General features: G+C 40.5%; 22 protein-coding genes and 1 tRNA gene. 9 read left to right on the forward strand and 14 right to left on the reverse strand.

Annotated features, from left to right (window positions below; genetic code table 11):
- Positions 1-140: 140 nt before the first annotated feature.
- The 4 genes from RCC89_18295 to RCC89_18310 are packed head-to-tail and all read right to left on the reverse strand — an operon-like array spanning position 141 to position 4,886.
- The gene (locus RCC89_18295; GenBank protein WMJ75098.1) at positions 141-1,361 is read right to left on the reverse strand and encodes a bifunctional 3,4-dihydroxy-2-butanone-4-phosphate synthase/GTP cyclohydrolase II; all 1,221 of its coding nucleotides are present in this window, start codon (positions 1,359-1,361) and stop codon (positions 141-143) included.
- A gap of 32 nt (positions 1,362-1,393) precedes the next feature.
- Positions 1,394-2,563, reverse strand: coding sequence for a glycosyltransferase (locus RCC89_18300; protein ID WMJ75099.1), 1,170 nt, complete (start codon positions 2,561-2,563; stop codon positions 1,394-1,396).
- Positions 2,560-3,750 carry a glycosyltransferase family 4 protein gene (locus tag RCC89_18305; GenBank protein WMJ75100.1) on the reverse strand — a complete coding sequence of 397 codons (1,191 nt, stop codon included), beginning with the start codon at positions 3,748-3,750 and terminating at the stop codon, positions 2,560-2,562. The genes RCC89_18300 and RCC89_18305 overlap by 4 nt, the downstream gene beginning before the upstream one ends.
- On the reverse strand, positions 3,747-4,886 hold the full coding sequence (locus RCC89_18310) for a glycosyltransferase family 1 protein (GenBank protein ID WMJ75101.1): 1,140 nt from the start codon (positions 4,884-4,886) through the stop codon (positions 3,747-3,749). Before RCC89_18310 ends, RCC89_18305 begins: the two co-directional genes overlap by 4 nt.
- Before the next feature lie 57 nt (positions 4,887-4,943).
- Between RCC89_18310 and RCC89_18315 the strand changes: the two genes are divergently transcribed.
- Complete coding sequence (locus RCC89_18315) at positions 4,944-5,678, forward strand: FkbM family methyltransferase (protein ID WMJ75102.1); 735 nt, start codon at positions 4,944-4,946, stop codon at positions 5,676-5,678.
- A gap of 27 nt (positions 5,679-5,705) precedes the next feature.
- Here the strand turns inward: RCC89_18315 and dnaG are convergent, their stop codons facing one another.
- Positions 5,706-7,637 carry a DNA primase gene (dnaG, locus tag RCC89_18320; protein WMJ75103.1) on the reverse strand — a complete coding sequence of 644 codons (1,932 nt, stop codon included), beginning with the start codon at positions 7,635-7,637 and terminating at the stop codon, positions 5,706-5,708.
- Positions 7,638-7,807: 170 nt separating this feature from the next.
- Here dnaG and RCC89_18325 point away from each other — a divergent pair, with 170 nt between their 5' ends.
- Positions 7,808-8,089, forward strand: a complete 282-nt coding sequence (locus RCC89_18325) for a (2Fe-2S) ferredoxin domain-containing protein (protein WMJ75104.1) — start codon at positions 7,808-7,810, stop codon at positions 8,087-8,089.
- Between the two features lie 78 nt (positions 8,090-8,167).
- Here the strand turns inward: RCC89_18325 and RCC89_18330 are convergent, their stop codons facing one another.
- Positions 8,168-8,692, reverse strand: coding sequence for a ferritin (locus RCC89_18330; GenBank protein WMJ75105.1), 525 nt, complete (start codon positions 8,690-8,692; stop codon positions 8,168-8,170).
- A 185-nt stretch (positions 8,693-8,877) separates the two neighbouring features.
- Positions 8,878-9,228 (reverse strand): hypothetical protein, encoded by a 351-nt coding sequence (locus tag RCC89_18335; protein WMJ75106.1) that lies wholly within the window; start codon positions 9,226-9,228, stop codon positions 8,878-8,880.
- Positions 9,229-9,443: 215 nt separating this feature from the next.
- Between RCC89_18335 and RCC89_18340 the strand changes: the two genes are divergently transcribed.
- The 5 genes from RCC89_18340 (at position 9,444) to RCC89_18360 (ending at position 16,232) form a co-directional block, all read left to right on the forward strand.
- Complete coding sequence (locus tag RCC89_18340; protein WMJ75107.1) at positions 9,444-10,538, forward strand: Mrp/NBP35 family ATP-binding protein; 1,095 nt, start codon at positions 9,444-9,446, stop codon at positions 10,536-10,538.
- A 22-nt stretch (positions 10,539-10,560) separates the two neighbouring features.
- Complete coding sequence (locus RCC89_18345) at positions 10,561-10,806, forward strand: NifU family protein (GenBank protein WMJ75108.1); 246 nt, start codon at positions 10,561-10,563, stop codon at positions 10,804-10,806.
- 74 nt (positions 10,807-10,880) lie between these two features.
- Positions 10,881-13,586 (forward strand): D-alanine--D-alanine ligase, encoded by a 2,706-nt coding sequence (locus RCC89_18350; protein WMJ75109.1) that lies wholly within the window; start codon positions 10,881-10,883, stop codon positions 13,584-13,586.
- Positions 13,567-14,319, forward strand: coding sequence for a PASTA domain-containing protein (locus RCC89_18355; protein WMJ75110.1), 753 nt, complete (start codon positions 13,567-13,569; stop codon positions 14,317-14,319). The genes RCC89_18350 and RCC89_18355 overlap by 20 nt, the downstream gene beginning before the upstream one ends.
- A 29-nt stretch (positions 14,320-14,348) precedes the next feature.
- Entirely contained in the window at positions 14,349-16,232 is a 1,884-nt protein-coding gene (locus RCC89_18360; protein ID WMJ75111.1) for a T9SS type A sorting domain-containing protein, read from the forward strand.
- A gap of 93 nt (positions 16,233-16,325) precedes the next feature.
- Here the strand turns inward: RCC89_18360 and RCC89_18365 are convergent, their stop codons facing one another.
- The 4 genes from RCC89_18365 to RCC89_18380 all read right to left on the reverse strand — a co-directional run bounded on the left by RCC89_18365 (position 16,326) and on the right by RCC89_18380 (position 19,218).
- Positions 16,326-17,084 carry a hypothetical protein gene (locus RCC89_18365; protein WMJ75112.1) on the reverse strand — a complete coding sequence of 253 codons (759 nt, stop codon included), beginning with the start codon at positions 17,082-17,084 and terminating at the stop codon, positions 16,326-16,328.
- Positions 17,085-17,126: 42 nt separating this feature from the next.
- Positions 17,127-18,311 carry a site-2 protease family protein gene (locus RCC89_18370; GenBank protein ID WMJ75113.1) on the reverse strand — a complete coding sequence of 395 codons (1,185 nt, stop codon included), beginning with the start codon at positions 18,309-18,311 and terminating at the stop codon, positions 17,127-17,129.
- The gene (locus RCC89_18375; GenBank protein WMJ75114.1) at positions 18,295-18,930 is read right to left on the reverse strand and encodes an HAD family phosphatase; all 636 of its coding nucleotides are present in this window, start codon (positions 18,928-18,930) and stop codon (positions 18,295-18,297) included. Before RCC89_18375 ends, RCC89_18370 begins: the two co-directional genes overlap by 17 nt.
- Before the next feature lie 214 nt (positions 18,931-19,144).
- A tRNA-Ile gene (locus RCC89_18380) sits at positions 19,145-19,218 on the reverse strand.
- A gap of 323 nt (positions 19,219-19,541) precedes the next feature.
- On the opposite strand from RCC89_18380, the gene RCC89_18385 reads away from it, so the two are divergent.
- Complete coding sequence (locus RCC89_18385; protein ID WMJ75115.1) at positions 19,542-20,090, forward strand: DUF421 domain-containing protein; 549 nt, start codon at positions 19,542-19,544, stop codon at positions 20,088-20,090.
- Between the two features lie 198 nt (positions 20,091-20,288).
- Here RCC89_18385 and RCC89_18390 read toward each other — a convergent pair whose 3' ends face one another.
- Positions 20,289-20,927: a hypothetical protein gene (locus tag RCC89_18390; protein ID WMJ75116.1), complete on the reverse strand. Its 639-nt coding sequence runs from the start codon at positions 20,925-20,927 to the stop codon at positions 20,289-20,291.
- 156 nt (positions 20,928-21,083) lie between these two features.
- Here RCC89_18390 and RCC89_18395 point away from each other — a divergent pair, with 156 nt between their 5' ends.
- Positions 21,084-21,464, forward strand: a complete 381-nt coding sequence (locus RCC89_18395; protein ID WMJ75117.1) for a DUF2267 domain-containing protein — start codon at positions 21,084-21,086, stop codon at positions 21,462-21,464.
- Positions 21,465-21,757: 293 nt separating this feature from the next.
- Here RCC89_18395 and RCC89_18400 read toward each other — a convergent pair whose 3' ends face one another.
- A complete protein-coding gene (locus RCC89_18400) occupies positions 21,758-25,438 on the reverse strand; it encodes an ATP-binding protein (protein WMJ75118.1) in 3,681 nt (1,226 codons plus the stop codon).
- Positions 25,410-25,964, reverse strand: coding sequence for a hypothetical protein (locus RCC89_18405; protein WMJ75119.1), 555 nt, complete (start codon positions 25,962-25,964; stop codon positions 25,410-25,412). Before RCC89_18405 ends, RCC89_18400 begins: the two co-directional genes overlap by 29 nt.
- Position 25,965 lies beyond the last annotated feature (1 nt).

A 25,965-nucleotide genomic window follows, 5' to 3' on the forward strand; every position in this document is an offset into this window, starting at 1 on the left:
TGTATAGTATATGCAGAAAAACATTTTCGGCAACATGAAGCTGACAAAATTTGCATCTACCCATCCTCTCTAACAACAACGGATAAAATGATATTCCTGATATATAACTTTATCAGGAATATCATTAACTTATCAAAAACTTAAGATTTCTTTGGCAAAATATTTTTCAAAATATGATGCCCCATTTTATCCCTTTTAGTGGTAAGGTACTTTTCGTTATACTCATTAGGAGGTATTTCCAAGGCAACAGTATCCACAATTTCCAGCCCATAGCCTACCAGTCCTGCACGTTTGACAGGGTTATTGGTTATGAGCTTGATTTTAGTTACTCCTAAGTCCCGGATAATTTGCGCACCGACACCATAGTCCCTTTCATCCATTTTAAACCCTAGGTCCACGTTAGCTTCTACCGTATCCCTTCCTTGTTCCTGCAGCTTATACGCTTTTAACTTATTGATCAGGCCAATGCCCCTACCCTCTTGGTTCATATAAAGAACCAAGCCTTTACCAGCTTTTTCTACCATTTCCATGGCTTTGTGCAACTGAGGGCCACAGTCACAACGGCAAGAGCCGAAGATATCACCAGTAATACAAGAAGAGTGTACCCGCACAAGCACAGGTTCGTTCTTGTCCCAACTGCCTTTAACCAAGGCTAAATGTATGTCGTCCGTATTAATCTGCCTGTAAGCCACTAGGTCAAAGTTACCCCAATCGGTAGGCATCTTCACCCCAATCTCGCTTTTTATAAGGCTTTCGTTGCGCAACCTGTATTCGATCAGGTCTTTAATAGAAACAATTTTCAGGTCAAACTTCTTAGCTACTTTCTTTAAGTCTGGCAGTCTGGCCATTGTACCATCTTCATTCATAATCTCGACCAGCACACCGGCAGGCTTAAATCCTGCAAGCCTTGCAAAGTCAATAGAGGCTTCGGTATGTCCAGCTCTCCTAAGTACTCCACCTTTAAGCGCTCTCAAAGGGAAAATATGACCTGGGCGGCCTAACTCCTCAGGTTTGGTCTCTGGGTCTACCAAAGCCCTAATGGTAGCTGCCCTATCTGAAGCGGAAATTCCTGTAGTACATCCATGTCCAAGCAAGTCTACCGATACGGTAAATGGAGTAGCATGCAAGGCCGTGTTACGCCCCACCATCAACTCCAGGCCAAGTTCCTCGCACCTGTCGTCAATTAAAGGCGCACAAATAAGTCCCCTTCCATGGGTAGCCATAAAGTTTACAATCTCAGGAGTCACCGTTTCGGCAGCACATATAAAATCCCCTTCGTTTTCACGGTCTTCGTCATCTACAACTATAATGACCTTACCTTTCTTTATATCTTCTATGGCTTCTTCTATAGTATCAAGCATTTGATAGATCTTTATATTCTAATATTCTAATATTACTGTTTCAGTAGATTGTAAAATGCATTTTCAAGTTTTCTGTTACAATCGTCCCAATTATATTGCTTTTGTATAAAAGCTTTACCTTGAAGGCCTATTTTTTCCCTTTCCTCTTCGTTGTGCAGAAGTTCTATAATGCTATCTGCAAAGCCTTGAGCATCTTTAGCAATAACGACTTGTTGTCCGGGATTGGCTTGCAGTGCACTGTTTGCCAAAGGAGTGGTAACGACAGGCAAGCCAACAGCCATTGACTCCAGCAGTTTGTTTTGAAGCCCAGAACCTGTAAACAAAGGTGCTACAAATATCATACTTCGGCAAAGATAACCTACCATATCCTCTACATACCCCGTAACTATCACCTGCTCACTTTGTAAAGCTTTGACTTCTGGGGATGGGTTGGTACCTGCCAGACAAACCTTCACATATACCTCGCCCTTTGCCAATAAAGGCAGCACTTCTTTAACCAAAAATTTACAAGCAAGCACATTAGGATGATAGCTCATATTGCCCGTAAATATCAAATGGAAATCTTTTGATTCCTTCCTGTCAGTAAAGAAGGCTTCATTGACCCCGTTTGGTATCACGTCTAATGCTTTTTTGACAGCTATCACTTGAGCATCAGGCTCCGAAATAATGCTAAACCGATCAAAATCATCTAATACTGACGCCTCACACTTTTTCAGCCTTCGGTATTCTATCCATACAGGTAGCTTTTCGTACCAGGAGGAAGCCAGATACCTTTTCCTCATGCCCTCAGACAAAGCATCCATATAATCAAGATAATACTTTACTGGCAGATTTTCAGGAATATTTTTCAGCAACCTGACCAATTGCACGTAACAAATATCGATCTTTTCCTCATTTACAAGTGTTGAGATTGTTCTTTTCATTTCAGGAGAAGCGAAATAGTGTACCTGAAAAGGCATTAGGCTAAAAAAACCGCAAACCAGATCCCATACTCTTCTAAACAACCCTTTACGGACTACAACAACCTTTTTGCAAAAAGAATTTATATGCGCCAAGTCTTCACGAGAGGGTTCCTCGCCAGCAAGACAGACTAAATAGAGATCATGTCTCTGCCCGAGCCACTTCAACTGATAATAGGCCCTCAGTTTATCCCCTTTATCAGTTGGATATGGAAATCTGGATAAGGCAAAAAGAATCTTCATTTAAACTTAAAATAAAATTTTTCGAACTGCCTTACAAGTATTTCCCAATCATATTTTGAACGTGCCAGAGAAACTGCGTTATCAGCGACCCTATTGTATCTACTTGGCTCTTCCATCAAGCACAAAATGTTTTTTTGAAAGTCCTTTGCATTATCGGCCAAAAGGATTTGCTTGTCATGCGCAGCATCGATACCCTCAGCACCTACAGGGGTAGAAACAATGCATTTCCCTAAGGCCATGGCTTCTACAATTTTGAGGCGCATACCTCCCCCAGAAAACAAAGGTACAATGACTATTTGATATGTACTGACAAAATCTGCGGCATCAGGTACCATTCCATGAAAGAAAATACCATTTCCTTTTAAGTTTTTGTACCGCTCAGGCGGGTTCTTGCCAGCTATATGCAATTGTGCATGCGGTTTAAACCTGCGTATAACCGGCCAAACATGCTCAATAAACCAATCAAGCCCTTGTGCATTAGGCATCCATTCTAAACTGCCCAAAAAACAAACGGAGTCAGGAATAGGCTTTTTTTGTCCCACAACATCCACAAAATCCATATCCACACCGGCACTTATTACCGTTAATTCCTTTTTGTATCCTGCCTGCCGGTAAAACTCGGCATCTTGATCAGTAATGGCTATAATTCCATCAGCTTTGTGCAAATATTGCAATTCAAAGTGCTTGATCTGCTTGCTGAGGTGCTTTAAATAAAACTTTTTCAGAAGATTGTTTCCTTCCGAATCGGCATACCTTCCCCAAATCTGATATTCAATATTATGAGAGCGGAGGATAACAGGCGCGGCAGTATGTTGCTTTAAAAGATCTGCATACAAGAGCATATAACTACCTTCCAATTGAATAATGTCAAATTTCTTTTCAGCAAGCAATTTGACCAGAAGGCCTGAAAATTCTTTGGACATAAAACGCCACACATTATAGGGCATCTTTTTAAATAGTCCCAGAAACATTCCCAAAAAAGTAATAGGAGCTGGCCAATACATGGCGCGGATATCGCAAACACTGCTCATCACCTCAGGATCCTGAAAATGCTTCTTTGTGTTCATCGAAGCCATGGTCACCTCATGACCAAAGCGGTTTAAATATTTGGTAACGCTATAGGTAGCAATGTTCCCTCCATCATCGAGCGGATATGGAATTCTATTCGTTATTTGTAGTATTTTCACCTACCCCTCCCTTCATTTAGCACTTTTTCTATAGAATCCCAAAAGCGTGCAGCCGTTTTGTCCCATGTAAAAAGAGTGCGTCTCTCCCTACCTTTTTCAACCAAAGCTTTGCTAAAAACAGGGTCTTGAGCAATTTTTCTCATGCCCTCTGCTATTGATTCGATAGAGAATGGATCTACCTGCAGTACTGCATCGCCGCCAATTTCAGGCATGGCCGTCACATTGGCAGTAATGACTGGCACATCGCAATACATGCCTTCTATAATAGGAATACCAAAACCTTCAAAATAAGAAACATAAGTCAAAGCCAGTGCAGAACCGATCACTTTGCTCAAATCTTCGGATGGCAAATAATCAGCAAAGATCACATCTTCTCTATGGATCATATTTTCAAAAGCTTCCCTAATACTGCCTGTCCACCACATTTTCCTGCCCACTATAAGAAGTTTATAGGAATTATCCGTGGTACTTTTAAACAAGTCAAAGGCCTGGAACAAGTTCACAAGGTTTTTTCGAGGATGCAAAGAGCCAATAAACAAAAAATAAGAATTCCCATCGGTATACTTTGCGCGCGTCAACTCCTGCTCTTGGACTGAAACCGGTACATAACGGGTATTAGCACCATTATAAATGACATCAACTTTGTCCGCTGGGACATTGTACAAGTCAACTAGGTTAGACTTGCTAAATTCAGACACCGTAGCGATCCGCTGTGCATGAGCGGCAAATTTCGGAAAAAAATAACGGTAATACGCACGGTCCAGCAATGGCAAGTCCTTGGGATAATACTCAAAATTAAGATCATGGATAACAGCTACAGAGGGAATAGCAGACGATAACGACAAATATCCATCAGGTGAGACAAATACATCGGCACCGATTGCCTTCAACACCCGTTTTACAGAAAATTCAAACCAGATGTAGTACAAGAAAGGATGTCTTGCCTGGGGATAAGCTACAATTGGTGTAACATTTTTTGAAAAAATAAAGTCCTTATCATATTTCCTGTCGAAAATAAAGTAAAACTGATGCTCGGGGTGAGCAGCAGTTATCCTCCTCAAGGTTTCCAGTGCAAACCACCCTATACCGTCCAATTTACCCTTAAGCAACAATCGTGTATTAACCGCTATCTTCAAATTTTAAATTTAATTGTTTTAAAATGCCAAAAGCTTCACTAATTTTAGCTTTAAGACATGAAAAATTACTTTAAATACATTTTACAGAAAATTCTCGGTTTTGAGAATTACCTTTTCATTTTCTCACTGATCAAAATCAAGACTTTGGAGTTTGACAGAAAGGAGAATGATTTTTTGTACTTCCTGAACATGATACCCAATCATGGCATTGTCCTGGATATAGGTGCAAATATAGGTATAATGACTGTAAAACTTGCCAAAAGATTGCCCCATACCAAAATCTTGGCCTTCGAACCAGTACATCATAACCTCCATGCATTGAGAAAAATCACAGCTTATTATAAGCTAAACAACGTCAAAATTTTTGACTATGCACTTGGCAATGAAGAAGGAAAAGTAAAAATGGTCATGCCTGTTTTAAGTTCAGTGAAAATGCAAGGGCTAAGCCATGTAATGCACAAGTCTATAACAGAGTTCAATGAAGGGGAAACTTTTGATGTCCCTATCTATAAGCTTGATACTTTTCCTGAATTGGCAAATAATCCAGAACCTATTTCCGCCATAAAGCTGGACGTGGAGAACTTCGAGTATTTTGTACTTAAAGGAGGGGAAAAAAGAATAAAAAAAGACCGTCCGATCATCTACACAGAACTGTGGAAAAATAAGAACAGGACTGACTGCATCAACTTTGCCAAAAGCCTAAACTATTCTGTAAAGGTTTTTCAAAATAAAACATTGGTGGACTTTGATGAAGAAAAACACCAAACCCAAAACTTTTTCTTTATTCCATAAAAGCTAGATAACTTATAAAAAGCTACCTCACCCTATTACAGTCCCAAGCTCTTTAACAATTTCTTTCAAAAGTGATTTTAAATGCATATGCACCTGTTGAGCATGAAGCAAATCCTCGTCGCTCACAGACTCCAACATGGTTTTTTGATTCTCCTTGATCAGTTTTTCAATCTCCTTTTTCTTAAGTCGAAGAATGATTTTATGAGTAATATTGGAAAGCAGCTCCAGGTCTGAAGGGATAAACACTTCAAACTTAGTCCAGCCTTCACTGATAGAATATTTATTGGTAACTAGGTCAATTACTGTTTTTCGAACATCCTCATCTGCATGCCGCAACAAATATTGCTCATCAGTCAGGATTCCTTTTTCTGCATTGCTGCGGATAATTTCGATTAGCTTAGCAAAGGCAGGGGTCGAAAAAGATATATCTTGGGTTTCGCTAACAATGTACTCCAAAAGTGGGTACTGCTCATCTACTACCTCTTTTCCATAACTCACCAGCAAACGCATAATTTCTCTTTCCTGCTGGTATGAGAGCGTTGCCTGGTCCTGAGCAGGCTCTTGTAGGGCTTTCTGGATCTCATCGCCCATTATTACAGGCACTTCCTCCTCCTCAAAGTCCTTCTTCTTCTTAAGCCTTTTCTGGAGTGCTATTTTATTGTATTCAGTAATCAGTACCCCTTCATCAATGTCTAATAACACCGCACACTGCCTAAAAAACACCGACCTTTTAATAGAGTCGGCAACTTTAGAAATGCTATCAACAATTTCCCTGATCACAACCGCCTTTTTAACTGGGTCTCCATTGACATCCTTAAGCGCCAGCTCTGTTTTAAATGTGATAAAGTCCTTACTGTTTTCTTCTATAAACTTTGCGAAAGCCTCTCCCCCTACTTTCCTAATGAAACTATCAGGGTCATCACCATCCGGGAAAACACAGATATGCACATTTAGCCCTTCTTCAAGTATAAGATCTGTTCCCCTAAGCGATGCTTTTATACCTGCCGCATCACCATCATATAAAACAGTAATATTATCGGTAAACCGCTTCACCAGTTTTATCTGCTCTACCGTCAAAGAGGTACCAGAAGAACTGACCACGTTCTCAATACCCGCCTGATGCAGACTGATCACATCGGTATACCCTTCCACTAGAAGACAATTTTCCTTCTGCCTTATTGCTTGCCTGGCCTGATAAATACCATACAACACTTGGCTTTTATGGTAGACCTCTGTTTCAGGAGAGTTTAAGTATTTAGGTTGTTTCTTATCCTGTTTAAGTATCCTTGCCCCGAAAGCGATGACCCTACCGGTCAGGTTGTGAATAGGGAAAATAACCCGCCCCCGGAAACGGTCATATTGTGTGCCAGTGCCGCCAGGCTTTTCTTTTTTCAAGGACAAGCCCGCCTTTTCAAGGTATTCTACACTATAAGATTTTTCTAATGCGCTTTTTGTTAGCCCATCCCATATATCCAGGCTATACCCTAGATCAAATTTTTTGATGGTCTGATCAGAAAACCCCCTTTCCCGAAAATAAGAAAGCCCAATAGCCTTCCCATCCTCGTTATTGAGCAACAGGTCATGGTAATAATCTTTGGCATAATTAAGAATGATAAAAAGGCTTTCTTTTTCATTTCTCTGCTCTAGAACTTCAGGGCTTTCCTCCTCCTCTTTAATTTCGATACCGTATTTCCCAGCAAGCCATTTTACAGCTTCAAGATAATTGATGCCTTCAATATCCATAAGGAAGTTAAAAGCATCTCCTGCTTTGCCACACCCAAAACACTTATAAATACCCTTGGAAGGGGTTACTGTAAAAGAAGGTGTTTTTTCATTGTGAAAAGGGCAGCAAGCCATCAGATATTGCCCCTTTTTCTTAAGGGTAATAAAGTCAGACACAACCTCCTCTATGGAAACATGCTGATGGACCTGATCTATTATTTCTGGAGATATTCGCATATAAAACGGAAATAGCCTACTAATTTAAGGAATCTTATTTAAAGCAGGAATAAGCAAAAGAACTTTCTATTGAACATATTGAGTTTAACGTTATACTTAGAGTTTTTATACTTCGAACCATTACCATAAAAACTTTTTTATTAAATTAACGGGATATAAGAAAATAACCTATGGGCAAAGAATTTAAAACACCTTCACAAATTATATATGTATGTACGGGAAGCAAATGTGGCAAGAGGGGCGGCAAAGAGATAAGCAAGCTTTTCAAAAGCCATATTAAAGATAATGGGCTAAAAAACGAGATAGAGGTTATAAAAACAGACTGTACAGACCGCTGCAAATTTGCTCCGGTCATGTGTTTTCAACCTCAAAACAAGTGGTACCACCAACTCAGCTTGCCAGAAGCCATGAAAGCTTTTGAAGAAGAAACAGGTGAGAAAAAACTTGGGTAATTTCTGCCCAAAAGTCTAAAGAATAAAAAAGCCTGAAGATCAATTCCTCAGGCTTTTTTTTATAATTAATTATTTATATTACCCTTCATATTTAAGGTTTTTGACTTGTTTGTCAATCATGAATGTACCTACACCTTCTTCACCAATTACATCAAACAGTTCAAGCGCTCTTCTTGCAATGTACTCTTCTTCAATCTGCTCATTCAAGAACCACTGAAGGAAATTAACAGTAGTAAAGTCCTTGGCTTTGTAACAACGGTCTACAATCATATTGATAGACTGAGTGATAGAAATTTCATGCTCAAGGGCAGTTTCAAAAACACTCTTTAAAGATTCGAAATCTTGCTGAACAGCAGGCAAGTCAGGAGAAATAGCTTTACCTCCCACATCATTAATATATTTAAAAAGCTTCAGCATATGCTCGCGCTCTTCGCCAGACTGCTTGTAAAAGTGATCAGCGCTGTAGTCATAACCTTTTTGGTCGCACCAAGAAGCCATGGCCAGATAAGCAGAAGAAGACACTGCTTCTCTTTTCACCTGCTCGTTTAGCAAGTTTTCTATTTCTTCAGTTAAAGAAGTTCTGAGTCTTAATAAGTCTTTCATAATTTCCAGTATTTAGGATAAAAAATTCCCTAAGAGCAACCCCTTTGGGAATACTTATGTTTATTAACACTCAAATTTACGTGAAAGTTTGCAATTCTGTTATAACAGAATGAAATATGGAATAAGTCTAAATTGACTTAAGGAGGCAAAAGGGGCGATATCTAACTTCTTACTTTAACATGAAATTAAACAGGAATACTATAAAGACGTTCGTATATAATGCTATTCAGCTCAAGCATAACTTTAGCCCCAGACAAGAGTTCCTTAAACTGAATCACATCCCTAACAGTAAGTACATAACAGTTTTGGATGCCACATGGCGCTACTACTTCCACATCGGCAGCTCTGGAAGGATTTTCAAGCATAGAGTGTACATCTATTTTTTCTACCATCTTTTTAAGACAGGTAAAAAACGGTACATTAAGCTCAGCCGTCGTGCCTGCAAATTCAACGATAAGCCTACGATTTTTATCAGACTGATAAACACACCCTGCCGAAGTGCGGTAAATCTCTTGAAGGTCAGACTTTCCTGTCATTGGTAAAAAGATTAAGTAAAGAATTATTCCTAATATCTATTACAAAAATAAACACTATTTGTAATTAGTCCAAATAAATTCATCACAATAACACCACCATGCAAAGAATAATTCAAATCCAGTGGCGAAAGTCAACTTATTAAAAAGATTATTTGTTACTAAATTTAGCTAAAACAATTAACTTGCATTGAGAATCACCAATACCTAATAAAATTATGAGCCTCACAAAAGACGATATAAGAAAAGCGCTAAGCACAGTACAAGAGCCCGACTTAAAGAAAGACCTGATAACGCTCGATATGGTAAAAGATATTGAGGTACAGGGAAACAAAGCCTCTTTTACCGTAGTCTTGACCACCCCTGCTTGTCCGCTGAAAGAAGTAATAAGAAAGGATTGCGTGGATGCTGTCCATAAACATGTAGGAGAATCAGTAAACGTTGAAGTGAACTTTACTGCCGATGTTACGAGTGTGCGTACAGGTCCTGTTTTACCAGGCGTCAAAAATATAATAGCTGTAGCCTCTGGAAAAGGTGGCGTAGGGAAGTCAACTGTTACGGCAAACTTGGCCATAGCCCTTGCTAAAACCGGTGCCAGTGTAGGTTTGATAGATGCTGACATCTTTGGCCCTTCTATGCCGGTCATGTTTGGCCTGGAAGACGAAAAGCCAAGGATTGAGGAAGATGAAGCAGGCAAGCAGCAAATCATCCCACTGGAGCAGTATGGTGTCAAACTTATGTCTATAGGCTTTCTGACCCCTGCTGAAAGCGCCGTTGTCTGGAGAGGTCCTATGGCAAGTTCGGCACTGAAGCAAATTATCGGTGACTCTAAATGGGGCGAGCTAGATTACTTACTTGTAGACTTACCTCCAGGGACCAGCGACATACACCTAACTTTGGTTCAAAGCGTTCCGGTAACAGGTGCTATTATAGTCACTACGCCACAAAAAGTAGCCATGGCAGATGCTATCAAAGGTCTGGCCATGTTCGTACAGCCACAAATCAATGTGCCAGTACTTGGTGTTGTAGAAAATATGGCGTATTTTACACCCGCAGAACTTCCTGATAATAAGTACTATTTATTTGGAAAAGACGGCGGAAAAGAATTAGCTGAGAAGTTTGATGTACCATTTCTAGGACAAATCCCGTTGGTACAAGGTATAAGGGAGAGTGGAGACTCAGGTCGTCCGGCAGTACTGGATCATGATGTTCATACAAATGCTTTTACCAACTTGGCCCAAACAGTTGCCCAGCAGGTAGCCATTAGAAATGCCACCATGGACTCTACCAAGCCAGTTGAAACAAAAATTTAAACAAGACGTGGAGAATTTAGCTGTGAAATCAGAACTTATAGACAAGATAGAACAGGCACTGGACAGTATCAGGCCTTATCTGGAGGCAGATGGCGGCAATGTGCGGGTATTGGACGTAACAGAAGACAATGTGGTAAAGCTAGAGCTTTTAGGAGCCTGTGGCACTTGTCCTATGTCCCCTATGACACTTAAAGCAGGGGTTGAAGAGGCCATCAAAAAGGCTGTGCCGCAAATTAAAGCCATAGAAGCTATTAATACTACTAAGTAAAAATAGCCTAACTACTGAACTAATGTCTTTTGGGCTGATGTTTTCAGCCAATAAAAACAATTCTATCATTTAGTATGAGAATAGGTATTTTTTTTGGGGGCCAATCACGGGAAAGGGAAATCTCCTTTGCCGGTGGCCGTACTATATATGACAATTTGAACAAACTCCTCTTTGAGGCTGTGCCTATATTTGTGGACAGTACCGGAAATTTGATCCTTCTGGACTGGCAATATATATACAAAGGTACAATCAGAGATTTTTACCCTCCTTTAGATGCAATTCCTGACTCTCCAAATGGATTTCAAATATATATAGAGTCGCTTGACTCATTGAGCCCAGAAGAACAGGAAAAACTGATCAATAAGGTAGGCAGAAAAGTTTCTCCCGACGAACTGGCTCAGCTAATGGATTTTGCCTTCCTTAGCTTGCACGGCCCTTATGGCGAAGACGGGAACCTGCAAGGCATGCTGGAGTGGTACAATATTCCATACTCAGGATGTGGCATTTTGCCTTCAGCCATCGGCATCAACAAATTGGTTCAAAAAGGGATCATGGCCAATGCAAATTTTGCAGGCCCTGTGCATACTACTTTGTCCAAAAAAGATTGGCTCCAAACTGATAATAAAAAAGCGCTTTTCGGCCAGCTTCATGATGCGTTAGGACTCCCTTTTGTCTTGAAAGCACCCTATCAAGGTTCTTCCATTGGAATTGCCGTTGTAAGTGATGACAATATAGAGCAGTTTACCAAATCCGTTAACAAGGCCTTTTTCCTTCATACGATCACAAAATCAGAATGGACGAGCATGCCCACTGAGAAAAAGGTACTTTTTATCCGTCAATTGACCGATATCAGAGAGGGAATTGGCATGCCTGTTATATCCGAAGGTCAGCAAATAAACCATCCTGAGGACTTATTGGCTTACCTTGAAGAACAGTTTGGAAGCTCAGATAAAGACATTACCCTAGAAAGCCTTGACAATGAAGAAACCATCATTGCAGAAAGCTTTTTGAAAGGTAAAGAATTTTCATGCATTGTCATTCAAGACGAAGAAGGCAATCCGTTGGCACTTCCTCCAACAGAAATAATCAAAGGCAACAACCTTTTTGATTACCGATCTAAGTACCTGCCAGGAATGAGCCGTAAGATCACACCTATCAACATTCCTGAAGAACAAATTGAAAACATTAGAAAAGAATGTTCGAGACTGTTTAAAACCTTAAACTGCAATGTTTACGCAAGGATAGACGGCTTTATCAATGAACAAGGCGAGATTTTCCTGAACGACCCTAACACAACCTCAGGTATGCTCCCATCGTCTTTCTTCTTCCACCAGGCAGCCGAAATAGGCATGAACCCAAGTCAGTTCTTGACTTACATCATCAGAACTTCGCTATCTGAAAGGATTAAAACTGGCAAAAAAACATTTAAAATGAAGCAGTTGCTGAATGGGCTTGATGACAAGCTTCAACAACTAGCTTCTGAAAAAGTGACCAAAAAGAAAGTAGCGGTTATCATGGGAGGTTTTTCTTCAGAAAGGCATATTTCTGTTGAAAGTGGAAGAAACATTTATGAAAAACTTGCTTCCAGCAAAAAATATGAACCGATACCTGTTTTCTTAACAGGAAGTGAAGAGGCGCACGAGCTATACGTTATTCCGGTAAATATCATGCTAAAGGACAATGCCGATGATATCAAGGAAAAAGTAAAAGCCAGCAGCTATGAAAAACACCCGCTGCTTAAGAAAATAGTAACCGAAGCGAATGACATTACCAAAAAATACGTAAGCAACATTATATCGCAACCACAACGCATCAACTATGAAGACTTGTCTAAAATGGTAGATGCCGTATTCATTGCGTTACATGGCCGGCCAGGCGAAGACGGGGCTGTTCAAAACGAACTAGAAAAATATGCAGTGCCATATAATGGTTCAGGCATAGAAAGCTCTCAAACCACCATCAACAAGTTTGAGACCAACAGGATACTCCGTGAAAATGGTGTAAAAGTAGCCAACCATATGCTAATCATGCTGAATGAATGGCAAAAAGATGCGCAAAGCGTCTTGGACAAGGTCGAGTCTGGCTTCTCTTACCCAATTATAGCCAAACCTGCCGATGATGGCTGTAGTTCAGCAGTAAAAAAAATCAAAAGCAGGGAAGAGTTAGAAGCTTTCACCAAATTGATATTTGGCCTGGAGGATATACACGACTCCCCTTCCGCCAAGCTTTTAAATATTAAGTACAATGAGGAGTTCCCGCAAAAAACCTTCTTTTTGATAGAAGACCTTGTTTCCAAAGGGAACGCCAAGCACTTCTTGGAGATAACCGGCGGTCTAATGACCCAATATAACGACAAAGGAGAAGTAAGGTATGAGGTTTTTGAACCTTCTGAAGCCTTGGCCAGTGGCGATGTGCTTTCTCTTGAAGAAAAATTCCTTGCCGGAGAAGGACAAAATATCACCCCGGCGCGTTTTGCTTCAGACCCGGAAAGCTATAAGAAAATAGCCTCACAGGTAAAGGCCGAGCTTGAGAAAACGGCAAAAATACTTAATGTACAAGGTTATGCAAGAATAGATGCTTTTGTGCGCATCTATGACGACTTACGTACAGAAACAATAATCATTGAGGTAAACTCGTTACCAGGTATGACGCCAGCCACCTGCATATTTCATCAGACGGCTATTAGCGGGTACAAGCCTTATGATTTTATTGATAAAATTCTGACATTTGGAATCCACAGAGAACAAAACCGTCCAAAACATGCAGTTCAAGGCAAATAAATTATTAAAAACAGGACTACACCTGGGCATTATGGCTTCTATAGTCTTTGTCCTTGCAATGATATTTTTCTATTACTACTTGCCCAATACTACTCGGCATGGAGAAAGTATAACAGTGCCTTCTATTGCGGGCATGACCATAGATGAAGTAGAGCAGTACCTGACGACCAGAGAGCTCCGCTATCAAATCAACGATTCTGCCTACTCGTCAGAGGTTAAACCACATACGGTTATCAGCCAACATCCGGCACCTGGCTCCAAAGTAAAGCAGAACAGAAAAATATATATAACAGTAAGCTCCAAAATACCGCCATTGGTAAAAATGCCCAATCTCAAAGATTTCTCATTGAGAAATGCGGAAATGGCGTTGAAAAGCTATGGTTTACTCATGGAGGTAAAATATGTTCCAAGCCCGTTTTCTAACCTTGTACTGGAACAACACTTTAAAGGGAAACCTATTGAGGAAGGTACAGAAATATCAAAAGGCTCGAAGATAAAACTATTAGTAGGAAATGGCGTTGGAGAAGACGACCGTGAAATACCTAATATTACCGGTATGCCTTTTGACGAGGCAAAAGTAAAAGTATCTGGCATGGATTTAGAAATAAACCTGATAAGGGAGGAGTTTTCTCCTGATCATGAACCAGGAACCATAATTAAGCAAAAACCAGCCTCTACTCCAGATAAAAAAATGAAGTCTGGAGAAGTAATAGATGTTTGGGTGGCAGAGTAATACCTATACATAATTAAATTAAGTTTTCCATGAAACATATTCTTGCATTTTCAATTAGCTATTTAGTTTGTCTATATGGCTTTGCGCAAGATATTGTAATTAAACCCCTTGAATATGACGAATCGAGGGACAGGAAAACAGAAAACATGCGTATCAATGCGGTTGTTGATACCCTTGCTTTGCCATTTTTCGAAGATTTTTCACAGCTCTCCCGCCATGCCGATACATCTAAATGGATGCCGGGTAGTGGCGTGCATATCAACAGAGAGTACCCTATAAACCCTCCTACTTATAATGCAGCAACCTTTGATGGTCTAGATGCCAATGGAAAACCTTATAGTACAACATTAAATCAGGATGGCACAGCGGACCGTTTAACTTCCCGTCCAATAGATCTTTCTGAAATTCCAGAAGACTATGATTCCTTATACTTTAGCTTTTATTGGCAAGCAGCAGGCAGAGGAGAAAGGCCAGACCCGGGCGACTTTATCAACTTACAGTTTAGGAATGAAAGTGGCGTATGGGAAAATATCTGGACTCAACGAGGAGATACCGCTGCTTTTTCAAACCCAAACCAATTCAAATATAAGTCCATCAAAATTGACGAGCCTGAATATTTATATAAAGGCTTTCAGTTCCGTTTCACCTCCCACGGAAGATTGTCAGGAAATTTTGACGTATGGAATATTGATTATATCTTTTTTAGTAAAGGAAGAGATGGTACACCCTACAATATAGATATGGGGCTTTCAAAACTACCTGTATCTGTATTAAAAAATTATACATCTATGCCCCCGCAACAATTTTTTGCTGCACCCGAAGGAAGTTCAGAGTTAAACCCTCAACTAAGTTACAGCCTTAGAAACCTAGACAGCCCAGAAGAAGTCAGGACATATGATGATGCAATTTATCTTTACAGAAATTCTGAATTTATAAGCGCAATTCCTGACCGACCTCAGGATATTCTATTTACATCTCATTATCAAAATAACAACCTGCAATGGCAACAAACACCCAACGGAGCCATTCCATTCTCAGAATCACCTTTCTCTCTTAAATATTTTATTCAAGGAAATACTGGCGATGAAATAGTAAACACTGTTGACTACCGCTTAAACGACACAGCTTCTGTCATTACCAATTTCAGCAACTATTTAGCATATGATGATAGCACTGCCGAACTTAGCATAGCTATAGCAAATGAATATGGTGGCAAATTGGCTTATAAATTTGACCTGAATGTTCCCGACACCTTAACTGCCGTTGACATCTACTTTCCAAGAATCAATAAAAATGTAAACAATTATAACCTTAGGTTGCATGTCTGGAAAGATATCCAAGTAGGCAGTTATAAAGAAGATACCCTGCTCACTCAGATTATGATATTAAAGTACAGCGATGACTTAAACAAAATGCAAAGGTATATTCTCGATAGACCTTTGGTGATAGATGGTTCTTTTTATATAGGGTTTGAACAATTCACCTTGGATGAGATCCCTGTAGGATTTGATGTCAACACAGACAACTCGGATAAAATGTTTTACAGAATAGGTAGAATATGGCGACAATACGACAAAGAGCCTGGAAGTATGATGATGCGCCCTGTCTTTAGAACAGACAACCTTGTACTCTCTACCAGAAGGCCTTCTCCACCAATAGATGAAAACGCTTTTGAAGAGAAAAAAGCACCTGAATTTTACCCAAATCCAACATCTGGAAAAATAATATTTAGGAGCCCAATACAAGATGTAGCTGTTTATGATTTGAGCGGAAAAATGGTTCACAAAGAAACTTTCCCTTTTGGTGATGGACAGTCGATAGACCTGCCTTATAACCTTCCAGATGGCATGTACCTACTACATATCAATGATGGGAAGTCTGTCGGCGTAGAGAAAGTCATGTATAGAAAGTAAACTAAGCCTATTAAAATACTGATTATAAAGGTACAGGTGCATACGACTGTTGGTATTTTAACCTTAGCCCTATGTCGCTACGGATGCAATACGCTACTCTTCATAAAAAATATACCTCCCCTGCTCATTAACAGAAGCGGCAGGGATTCGCTTGTTCTCCTCAAAAAAAGTATATCCTGTAGTTAAGTTTTCCCAAAACAGGAATAAACTCTCTGGCCCTTTTACTCCTAAAACATGAATATACCCCTTGTTCATTCTTGCTGGGAATATATGTACAGGGATTTTAGTCTGTCCATTGTTTCTGGCTTCAACAGCCGCCACATAAAGTTCCCCTATTTTATCATCAGTAATCGGAATGCAACCAATAGTAACACAAGCGCCATGAATAAAAATATCACCTCCAGGCTTGTTGCTACCACATAAAATTTTATCAGATTGGTTAGGGTAGTTGATCCCCAAAGAAAGGTGATAAAAGCTTGCAGGATTAAATCGATCTATATAATAAAACCCTTCTGGTATTTGCTTGTCTCCTTGAGCTCTTTTAGGGCCGAATGTTCCAGAAGAACTGCAAAAAGCATAGTCCTTGATATGTTTAAAAGCGCCACTTCCCTTTTCTCTAGCCCATAGTTCCAGTATTTGTTCTTGTTTAAAACCTCTCAAAAAAATTTCTGCATTATTCAATGAAACACCTTTTTCATCAAATTCATCAGCCAATACACTTTCTCTGTTCTTAAAAGCTTCCCTTACCCTAGGGTATTTTAATTGCTGGTCTTTAAAACTACTTTGGCTGCTGGCATCAAAGAACACAAATAGTGCACAACAACATATCAAGAGGGCAGTACGCAAGAACATAAGAAAAATATTTATTACCTAGATTCCATTGTATGTTCTAGGTTAAACCATTTCAATAATAAACATTCTTGGTGTAAAGCACAAGATAAAAACAATAAGTGCAAACCATCCCAAGATTTTCCTTTTAGGACTTAAAGGCTGTTCTATTAAAGCAGGTGGGTGGTAAACACCTAAAAAGCGGCCTACCACAAAAGCGAAGACAAACCATCCACTTGATACATTTACATCATGGATAAGCAATTCAACCACAAGTTGCAACAGGAAAACAATAAAGGCATTCATGAATTTTACTTGTGTAGGCGCATGGAGCCTGGAAAACAGAAGGTAAAGAAACGGCAGGTAAATAACCGAGAAGGTAACAAAACTTCCCGTATCTTCGAAGGCGTTTCCAAATGGATTGTTCTGAAAAATCCCCAAGCCAGCAAAAACAACAAAGGCAAAAAACAGCCAAGGTGCATATAAATAATGACGCCTTCCCCCTATGAGGCCATAAAGGATATGCCCTCCGTCTAACTGCCCAATAGGTAATAGATTTAAAGCGGTAAACAATAAGGCTAAATAGCCTGCAAAAAGATAAGGGTAGTGCATTAGCTCAAACCTATTCGGCACAAGCGAAGGGTCAGGAGCAACAAAACGTGTAAAGAACTCAAAAATCAAATTACTACCGACGCTTATCAAGGGGATCTCACCTTCGTAGTCAATATCACGAGTTAAATGTTCCCTATCATATACATATTTCTCATAATCTTCTCCATATTGTGCGTATTCTGGATGTATTTCAAAAATATACTCCATGGGTGGCAAATTTGTAAACCCATACCACAACAGTATCATGGCGGCCACAAAACCTGCCAAAGGCCCAGCAATTCCTATATCAAATATCTGCTTTGAACTGACTAAGCGACTCTTGATTTTAATAAATGCCCCAAAAGTGCCTATTGAATTCGCAAAGCCAAGAAAAAAGGGCAAATAATAAGGCAGCGAAACTTTCACTTTGTACAGTCTGGCAGCTATATAGTGTCCAAACTCATGAACAGTAAGGATACCGAGAAAAGGAATAGAGAAATGTAGCCCCCTTTGAAAATGTTCCCAGGTAAACCACTCCCCTAAACCAGGCAGTAGCAACGTACGCCCAAAAATCCACTCAGCACCTGCAAGGGTAGTAGTAAAAAAAGTTAGTACAAGAAGAAATAGTTGAAGTATCCAGGTTTTATGCTTTTTTTGCATTCTTAAGAATTTCTAAAATATCACGGGGGGCTTTGACAACTACAGAATGAATCCCCTTTTTTAATGCGCTGTTGACATTATCAATATTGTCATCCAGAAATAATGTTTCACTACAATCTAAACCTTCTTGTTCTAAAACAAAGTCGTAAATCTCAGGATCTGGCTTGCGCATCCCAATTTCATAAGAATAATAAACCTTATCAAACATTTGGTAAAAATCTTTCTCACCTGATGTATTATATAAGATTTCATTGACACCTTGAATATGGACAGCATTGGTATTGCTAAGCAAAAATGTCCTATAGTTTTTCCGCAATACTTTCAGCAGCTCAAGCCGTTCTTTGGGGATGTCCATCAAAAGCGCATTCCAAGCCTTGTCTATCTGCTGATCTGTAAGGTTTTCATAAAATTCTTTCCGTACGAGGTTCCGAAACTCTGCGTCACTGATTTGACCGGTTTCATAGGCAGGTATTATGTTCAAGGCTTCAAACTTCACAATTACTTCTTGAGCAGAACATTGACACATATCCGCTATTGCTTGAAAAGTAACATCAAAATCAATATTGATAATGACACCGCCTAAGTCGAATATGATATTTTTGATTTTTGCTAAATCCATTAAAAGAATAAATTAAATCTCATGACGAAATCTATAGCATGTTTTCAGGTTAAAAGAGGTTGCCTGAATTGCACATGCAAATATAGGAAACTATATTGAACCCATACTAGCTTCTAACCAACAACCACCAGTCCAGTGAGCAAAAAGTAAAGCATTAGATAAGAAAAGAAAAAGGCCTAAAAGAAAAAGGAAAGCGGATGCTTTCCTTTTTAAGTGGGCCCTGCTGGGCTCGAACCAGCGACCACCTGATTATGAGTCAGGTGCTCTAACCAACTGAGCTAAGGGCCCAATAAGAGGTCAGTATAACTGCTGTCCTCTTTTTACATTTGAGGATGCAATTTTACATATTTGATTCTACAATGTCAAACAAATCTTCTTATATATTTAGTTTATTTTTATTAAGGTTTTTATAAGCAAATCATAACCTCTTCAAGCATAACTTACTATATCCAAACACTAGCAACATTAGCAAACCACTGAAAAGTTAAAACAAAGCAACCTTCCAATGAATAAGCTTTTATAAAGCATGCTCAAAGAGAAAGGCAAATAGTATACCCAAAACAGTTATTTGCTCCCCAAGTTTCTAATATAAGGATTGTTAACAAAAGAACATGGAAAAAGAAGTCGCTTTTATTTGGGATGGGGCTTTACCAATTTTAAGAATTTTACTGGTAGGAACCGTCACTTTTATATCTATTATTATAATGCTGAGGGTTTCTGGCAAAAGGACGCTTGCCCAAATGAATGCTTTTGATTTCATTATAACCGTAACCATAGGTTCAGCCTTTGGGCGTATCTTAACTGCTACAGAGGTTTCTATTACAGAGTCCATTACAACCTTCCTGCTATTATTTACGCTCCAATATATACTAGCATTTATTGAAATAAAATCAGCCAAACTCTCAAGAATGGTAACAGCTCCCCCTACGCTCCTGTATTACAAGGGCGCATTTATAGAGAAAAACATGATAAAAGAACGAATCAGGAAGGACGATATCATGAGCGCTGTGCGAAAAAGGATGTTTACAGGTTTAGAGGAAGTAGAAGCTGTAATACTGGAAAGCAGTGGATCATTTTCTGTACTAAAAAAGAACAGCATTTCATCCAGCTCTACTTATGAGAAAATACTTAAAGAAGAAGCACAAAGGAACAAACAATAGGATTTCCCAACATGTATGTCAGAAAATCCTTTCCAAAGTTAAACCTGAACTATTGCGATAGATCCCGTAATGAGAAGCAAAATAAAAATAAATCAGCACTTTATAATCGATATAGTTAAGGCACATACGCAAACGAAGCGACTGATTTGAATTTGTTTTGCTAAACAATGGAAGTGCTATTGCATATTTCAGTTCAAATTATTCTTCTGGAACACCGCCACCAGGTTTACCATGACTGGCCGACCCACGGCCTTTAGTTCCTGATGCAGATCCTCCTGAAAGTGGCTCACCGATATCATCATTGGAATCTGTCCCTGGAATACCGCTATACTCTGCGCCATGAGGATCATCTGCACTGCGAATTTCCCCTGGACCTGTGTCAGGACTTGTGTATTCTATATAATTGATCCCTGGATCGGTAGTTTCAGGAATAGCTTTCTTAGGTGATAGACGCGGCTTTCTATTTGCAGGCGGTCTGTTTGTTGCCGGCACATTCCTTTCCACCTTAGGCCTAGGGCTTTCTAAAGATGTCTCTAAGGCTCCACTTTCTTTGACCGCATCCCTATCTACAAACTTGCTAAACCTACTAATATTTCCTGTTTTAGTTTTTTCCTGGTACACCATTGCCAAATTGTTTTCTTCAAACATTTCAAAAAACTCATCCCAGGAAATTTCTTTCAATGCTGTTTTATACTTTCCGTAAGGAAAGCTTATGCGCACAATACCAGTGCCTTTCCCTTTCTGCGTTTCTTCTACCACTACAGGCTTCCCTTTCCTTGCTTCTGCCCACTTCCTTATCTGATTATGGTCGATTGTAACTTTTGATTCTCCTGTCATACCTCAGCTCATTTTTTTCCCTATACCTTTTAAAACAGAGCACAGAAAGTTTAAGTTTCTCAGAGAGAATAGCACTTAAGACTAAAATATTTTCTAAAACCTATTTTTTTCAAACCTCCCCCACACCTTCCGGTTTACTCTAAAAACGAAAAAACTATGGAATACAACCAACTGTTAGAATCTGTTAAATCCTTGGAGTTTGTACAAAATGACGAGCTGGCAGATGCTGCCATTAAAGCCACACTTGGAAAAGTCGTAAGCAGCATGGATGAAGATGGAGCAAAAAAATTCACGAGCAGTTTATCTGAACCTCTTTCTTACGAAAGGTTAAGAAGCCATCAAGCTAGTACGACAAACCTCAGAGGCCAAGAACTCATTCTTGAAATTGCTGCTCAATTCAACCTTGACCAGAGCGATGCGGAAAGACTGGTAATGTGTATTTTCAGAAATGCCAAAGAGCAATTCCCCGACGAAAGCAAAAGGGCTATGGAAGAAAAACTAAACCCAGAGTTATTGGGGCTTGTACAGCAGTCGTAAAATTAAAATCCCTGTCAGATTATAAAACCTGACAGGGATTATCCCTTCCTCTTTCTGATTAGAGCTATAATACCATAAGCTGTTACCCCTAGCAGAAGAGCCAAATAAAATTCCGCATTCAGGTTAACAGTAACTATATCCATCAAAAATGAGTCAAACCTTTATCGTATCATTCAAACAATTGTACCATCAAAAAACCTCCTCCTTCAATACGCCGTCAGGTTTTATGAACGCTGACGGGTATTGGTCCATCATCCCATTATCAAATCATCGCATCATCGTATCATCAAAAATCAAGGCTCCACATTCATCGTCAGCAAAGGAATAACCCTGACGCTTCCGCTGGCGGTTTTCTTGAACTTATACGTATAATTGTAATGCGTTTCCAGCTTGCTCTCGTTCGGAAGACCATTTATCAGATAAATATTCCTTTCCTCGGCAAAGGCAATTAATTCCTTAAGATAATTGGCTGAAATCTGTCCCACCTCGTCAATGATACAGTGTACGTGGAAATCCACTGCCGTTCTTTCTGTAGATTCCTTAATGAAGACATTGAGCAGGGTAATATATATAACCGCCTTCACCAGCATATCCGTACCCGTAGAGCCCACCTTATCGATTTTCTCAATCCAGCCGGTATCGTTTTTACCCTCCTTGATACGGAACTTCAGTTCAAACAAGTCCTGAACCCTGATTTCCTCCTTATGCTCCTCCGCAATCGTGTGCAGCAGGTCATTCAGCAGCTCCACCGACTGCTTGTCAATGGCAGACTTAGACTTGCTGTCGAGGTTGAAAAGGTTGGTTTCGCCATAAGAAAACGGATTCTGTTCACGGAAATCCGCAATTTTCTGTAGTTTCCGCAACACCTTATTTTCACTATCCTCAGAGCGCAGCTTGATAAACTCAATAAGCTTAGAGCTTTCAAAAGAAGCCTTTCCAAAGTCCGCTTCCATCTTGCTCACCATCCGGTTAATGCGGCCTTTGTTTTCCGTCAGCGTCTTTACCTTGGTGGCAATGGCATCTATGAGCATGCCGTGACTTTTAGCCACTTCCGCTATTGAAGTCTGTATTTTATTTTCATTATAAAAGTCCTGCAACTGACCGGCAAAGCGCTCATATTCCGAATCGCCCGCACTGTGCGACAGTTTAAAGTTGAAGTGATTGTCCGGCCTGAACCTGCCCGCATACTCCGTAACGTGGTTCCTGAACACCCTGAACTGCGTATGAAATTCTGTATCATTGGCCTGCAACTGTGTGCAAAGGTCAATCACCGACGATGCAGAAGGGGTTGCCTCAGCTAATTCCAGAATGTGCTTCAAACGGTCGTACAAGGAGATGGTTTTAAACCGCTTTTCGAAATAATCAAACCCCTCGTTGCACTTTCTTATTTCGTCCGCTATTACCTGTCTGCCCTCCTGAAGGTTATGTTTCCGTTTGTCATATTTCAGCTGCTCCGACTTTTTCTGTGCCTCTACCTCCTCGCCCAGATAGTCCAGCTTTTCTCTGCGTTCGTTAAACTCCTCCAGCCTGTCAAACAACTCACGCTTGTCTTTAAGGTAATCGCTGACCAGTGTCGCATTTTTCTCAATCTGCTCAAGGCGCGACTGAAGCTGGTTTATTTCTTCTTTCAGCTTATGCAGCACCGAATCATCCACCCCTTTCTTCTTAAGCTGTTCTTTCTTCTCCTTCTCAAGACGGGCTTTGCGCTCGGCAAGCTCATTAAGTTTATCCTCACGCTGGTGCGAAAGCTCGCCGGCCTTCTCCTCAAATTTTCTCCGTACCAAAACCAGTTTTTCATTGTATGACTTTTCAAGAGAGGCAAGCTTGCTGTCAAACTGCGCCTTTACTTCATTGAGAAGCCCCTTTATTCTTTTTACTTCCCCCTGCAAGTCCTGTTCTTCCACATAGAGAGCAGTGGTATCTTCTTCCTTCTGCTTCTGAGCCTTCTGGTTCCAGTCCATCAGGTCAAGCTCCGCCTGCTTCTCCTTTTTCTCATCCTGCTCCTCTTCATACTCCATGCGGGAAATTTCATTCTTCAACTCCCCGATTTTCTTACCGGTTGCCGAAAGGGCAGCGTAAAGCTCCTTGTCCTTTGCCTCCTGCCATTCCTGAAACTCATCATTGAGCTGGTTTATATAGTCCAGATATTCAGATTTTTCTTTTTCAAGCTCCTCCAGCGACCGGCAGTGCACCTCCACTTCGCCCAAATCAAGCTTAAGGCCATAAAGGGTCTGTACCGCCTCCTGCACTTTCTCAGGCTTCAGGTCTTTTCGGTAAAGCAGTTCTTCGTTCACCACCTTACCTATCGTCTGGTACCAGTCTGGATAGTTGTCCTGCAAATAACCGAACAGTGCATCCTGATAAATAGAGAGTTTGCTTTCTATTTCCTTTACAAGGTCTTCCGTAGCAATTATCTCCTCCCTGTTTTGGGCTTTTTTGCCTTCTGTTTCCAGACGGTGCTTTTCTTTCAGGTGGTCGGCCTGCTGCTGGAATGAAGCAATTTTATTGTTGTTTATCTCAAAGGCAGATTTCCGCTGTCTTTTCCGCTCACGTATTTCATCCAACTGTTTTTTTATGATGGATATTTCTGCTTTAAAATAAACCTTGTTCTTGACATCCTTTATTTTGTAATTAACCTCCCGAAGCTGAATTTCTGCTGCGTTCAGTTCTTCCCGATAGCCTTCCGTAGCTTCCGTATGCTGTTCACGTAAGTCATCCTTTTCCCGTTGCAGGTCTTCCTTCAGTTTTGCCTTATCTTTCTGGAACTGCTTATCCAGTTCCAGCCCCTGCTCCTTTATAAGGGTAACAAAGTCACGTTTTTCGTTTTCCAGCGATTCAAACCGCACTTTAAACTGGAGTTCGGTATCTCTGAAGCCGGCAGTCAGCGTCAGGTATTCCTCTTCACGGGCTTTCAGCGAGCTCATCAGCGAAGCCTTTGTTTCGGCCAGCTTCATCAGCTCATGAATATTTTTCTGGTCGTACTCCTTCTGCTTTTTCTCCGCCTCCCGTATTTTGGCTTTTACCACACCCCGCTCTTCATTTATTTCTCCAAGCCTTTCCTGAAACACCCGCTCCTTTTCCCTGAACTCCACACGCATCTGTCCCAAAATTTCATCTTTTTCCGCAAGCTCCTTCTCCAGAATCTCCTTCTGCCCTTCCGTATATTTCAAAGCACCACCCAGTTCCGCCGCCAACGAACGCTGCGTCTGCTTCAGGTTCTTAATCCGCTGAAAGTTATCTTTGATAAGCTCTCCCCGCTGCACATTGTCCTTCCTGAAAAAAGCCTCAATATCCTGATACCTTTCGCTGAACTGCCTAAGCTGCCTTTCAATGGTCTTCAGCTCGATGGTAGAGTGCTTTGTGTTAATGGAATTGGCAATACAGTCTTTTACAAACTCCGAACGTATTTCTGATTCCGAACTCAGGAAAATGGAAGTAATAGCCAGAGGAATGTTCTGGTACATGCTATTACCTTTTAGAAGGGCGTATTTCCTGTACCTTTTGTCAGGGTCAGCCCCATAGATAATATTACGGTACCGCTCGTAGGTCTCTATCTGGTCAGAATAGTCAATTTTCTGCTCATTAAACCTTCCAAGAACCTCCTTAATAAGCAGGGCCTCTTTATTGGCAATGTACAATTCAGGGTCAAAGGCACTGTTTACAAAGCGGAAGCAAATCTTGTTGTTCCGGTATACCATCACATGAAAAAAGCCTTCTTCCGTAGCTATTTCATAGATAATGTACGAGTTTGGATACTGAAAATAGTAGTCCTCAAAAGAGCGCTGAGAACTGGAAATCCCCAATCCGCGGGTGTTGGCACTGTAAAAGAACAGGATTGCCCGCTGCAAGGTGGTTTTTCCAAGGTTATTAGTGCCCACAAAACAGGTATTACCGGCAATTTCCGCTGCCGAATAATCCGAGTTGGCAATATTTATAAATACAATTCTATTGAGAATCCGTCTTCTTTTCTCCATCTTCTTCAATGGTTATCAGCATTATCACCTGTTCCAGGTAATGAATAGCGTCCATTACTTTATAAGTTTCCTCATCTTCTTTTTCAAAAAAACCAGCCGAGCAAAAACTGTCTGCCGCCTCCGTCACCTTGTCTGCCAGTTTCTCCTTGCGGCTCAGCGCAAATATCTTCTGCTTCAGGCGCTCGTTGGCATAGCATTCCTCGGCCACCTTGGTCACACGGTAGCGCGTACCGGGCACAGGCTTGGAGTCCAGACAGGAAAAGAAATCCAGCAGGTCTATAAAAGAAGCCAGTTGCTCAAGCTTCTTCTCCAGCACCATATTCTGCTCACCCTTCTGACTGAAATAGTAGTAATTGTAGCCACTCTCCAGCGTATAGCCAATATGGCCGAAGTACTCTTTCAATACCCGAAAATTCTCCTCGTCGTGCAGCACATCAAACAGCTTACCGTTGCTCCCGTTGGAGCTTATAAACTGCCCTTTGCTCAGCAGGCCGAATATTTCCGCTGTCTGTTTAGGTATATTCATG

The organism is Cytophagaceae bacterium ABcell3 (genome assembly GCA_030913385.1).
Classification (GTDB): domain Bacteria; phylum Bacteroidota; class Bacteroidia; order Cytophagales; family Cytophagaceae; genus ABcell3.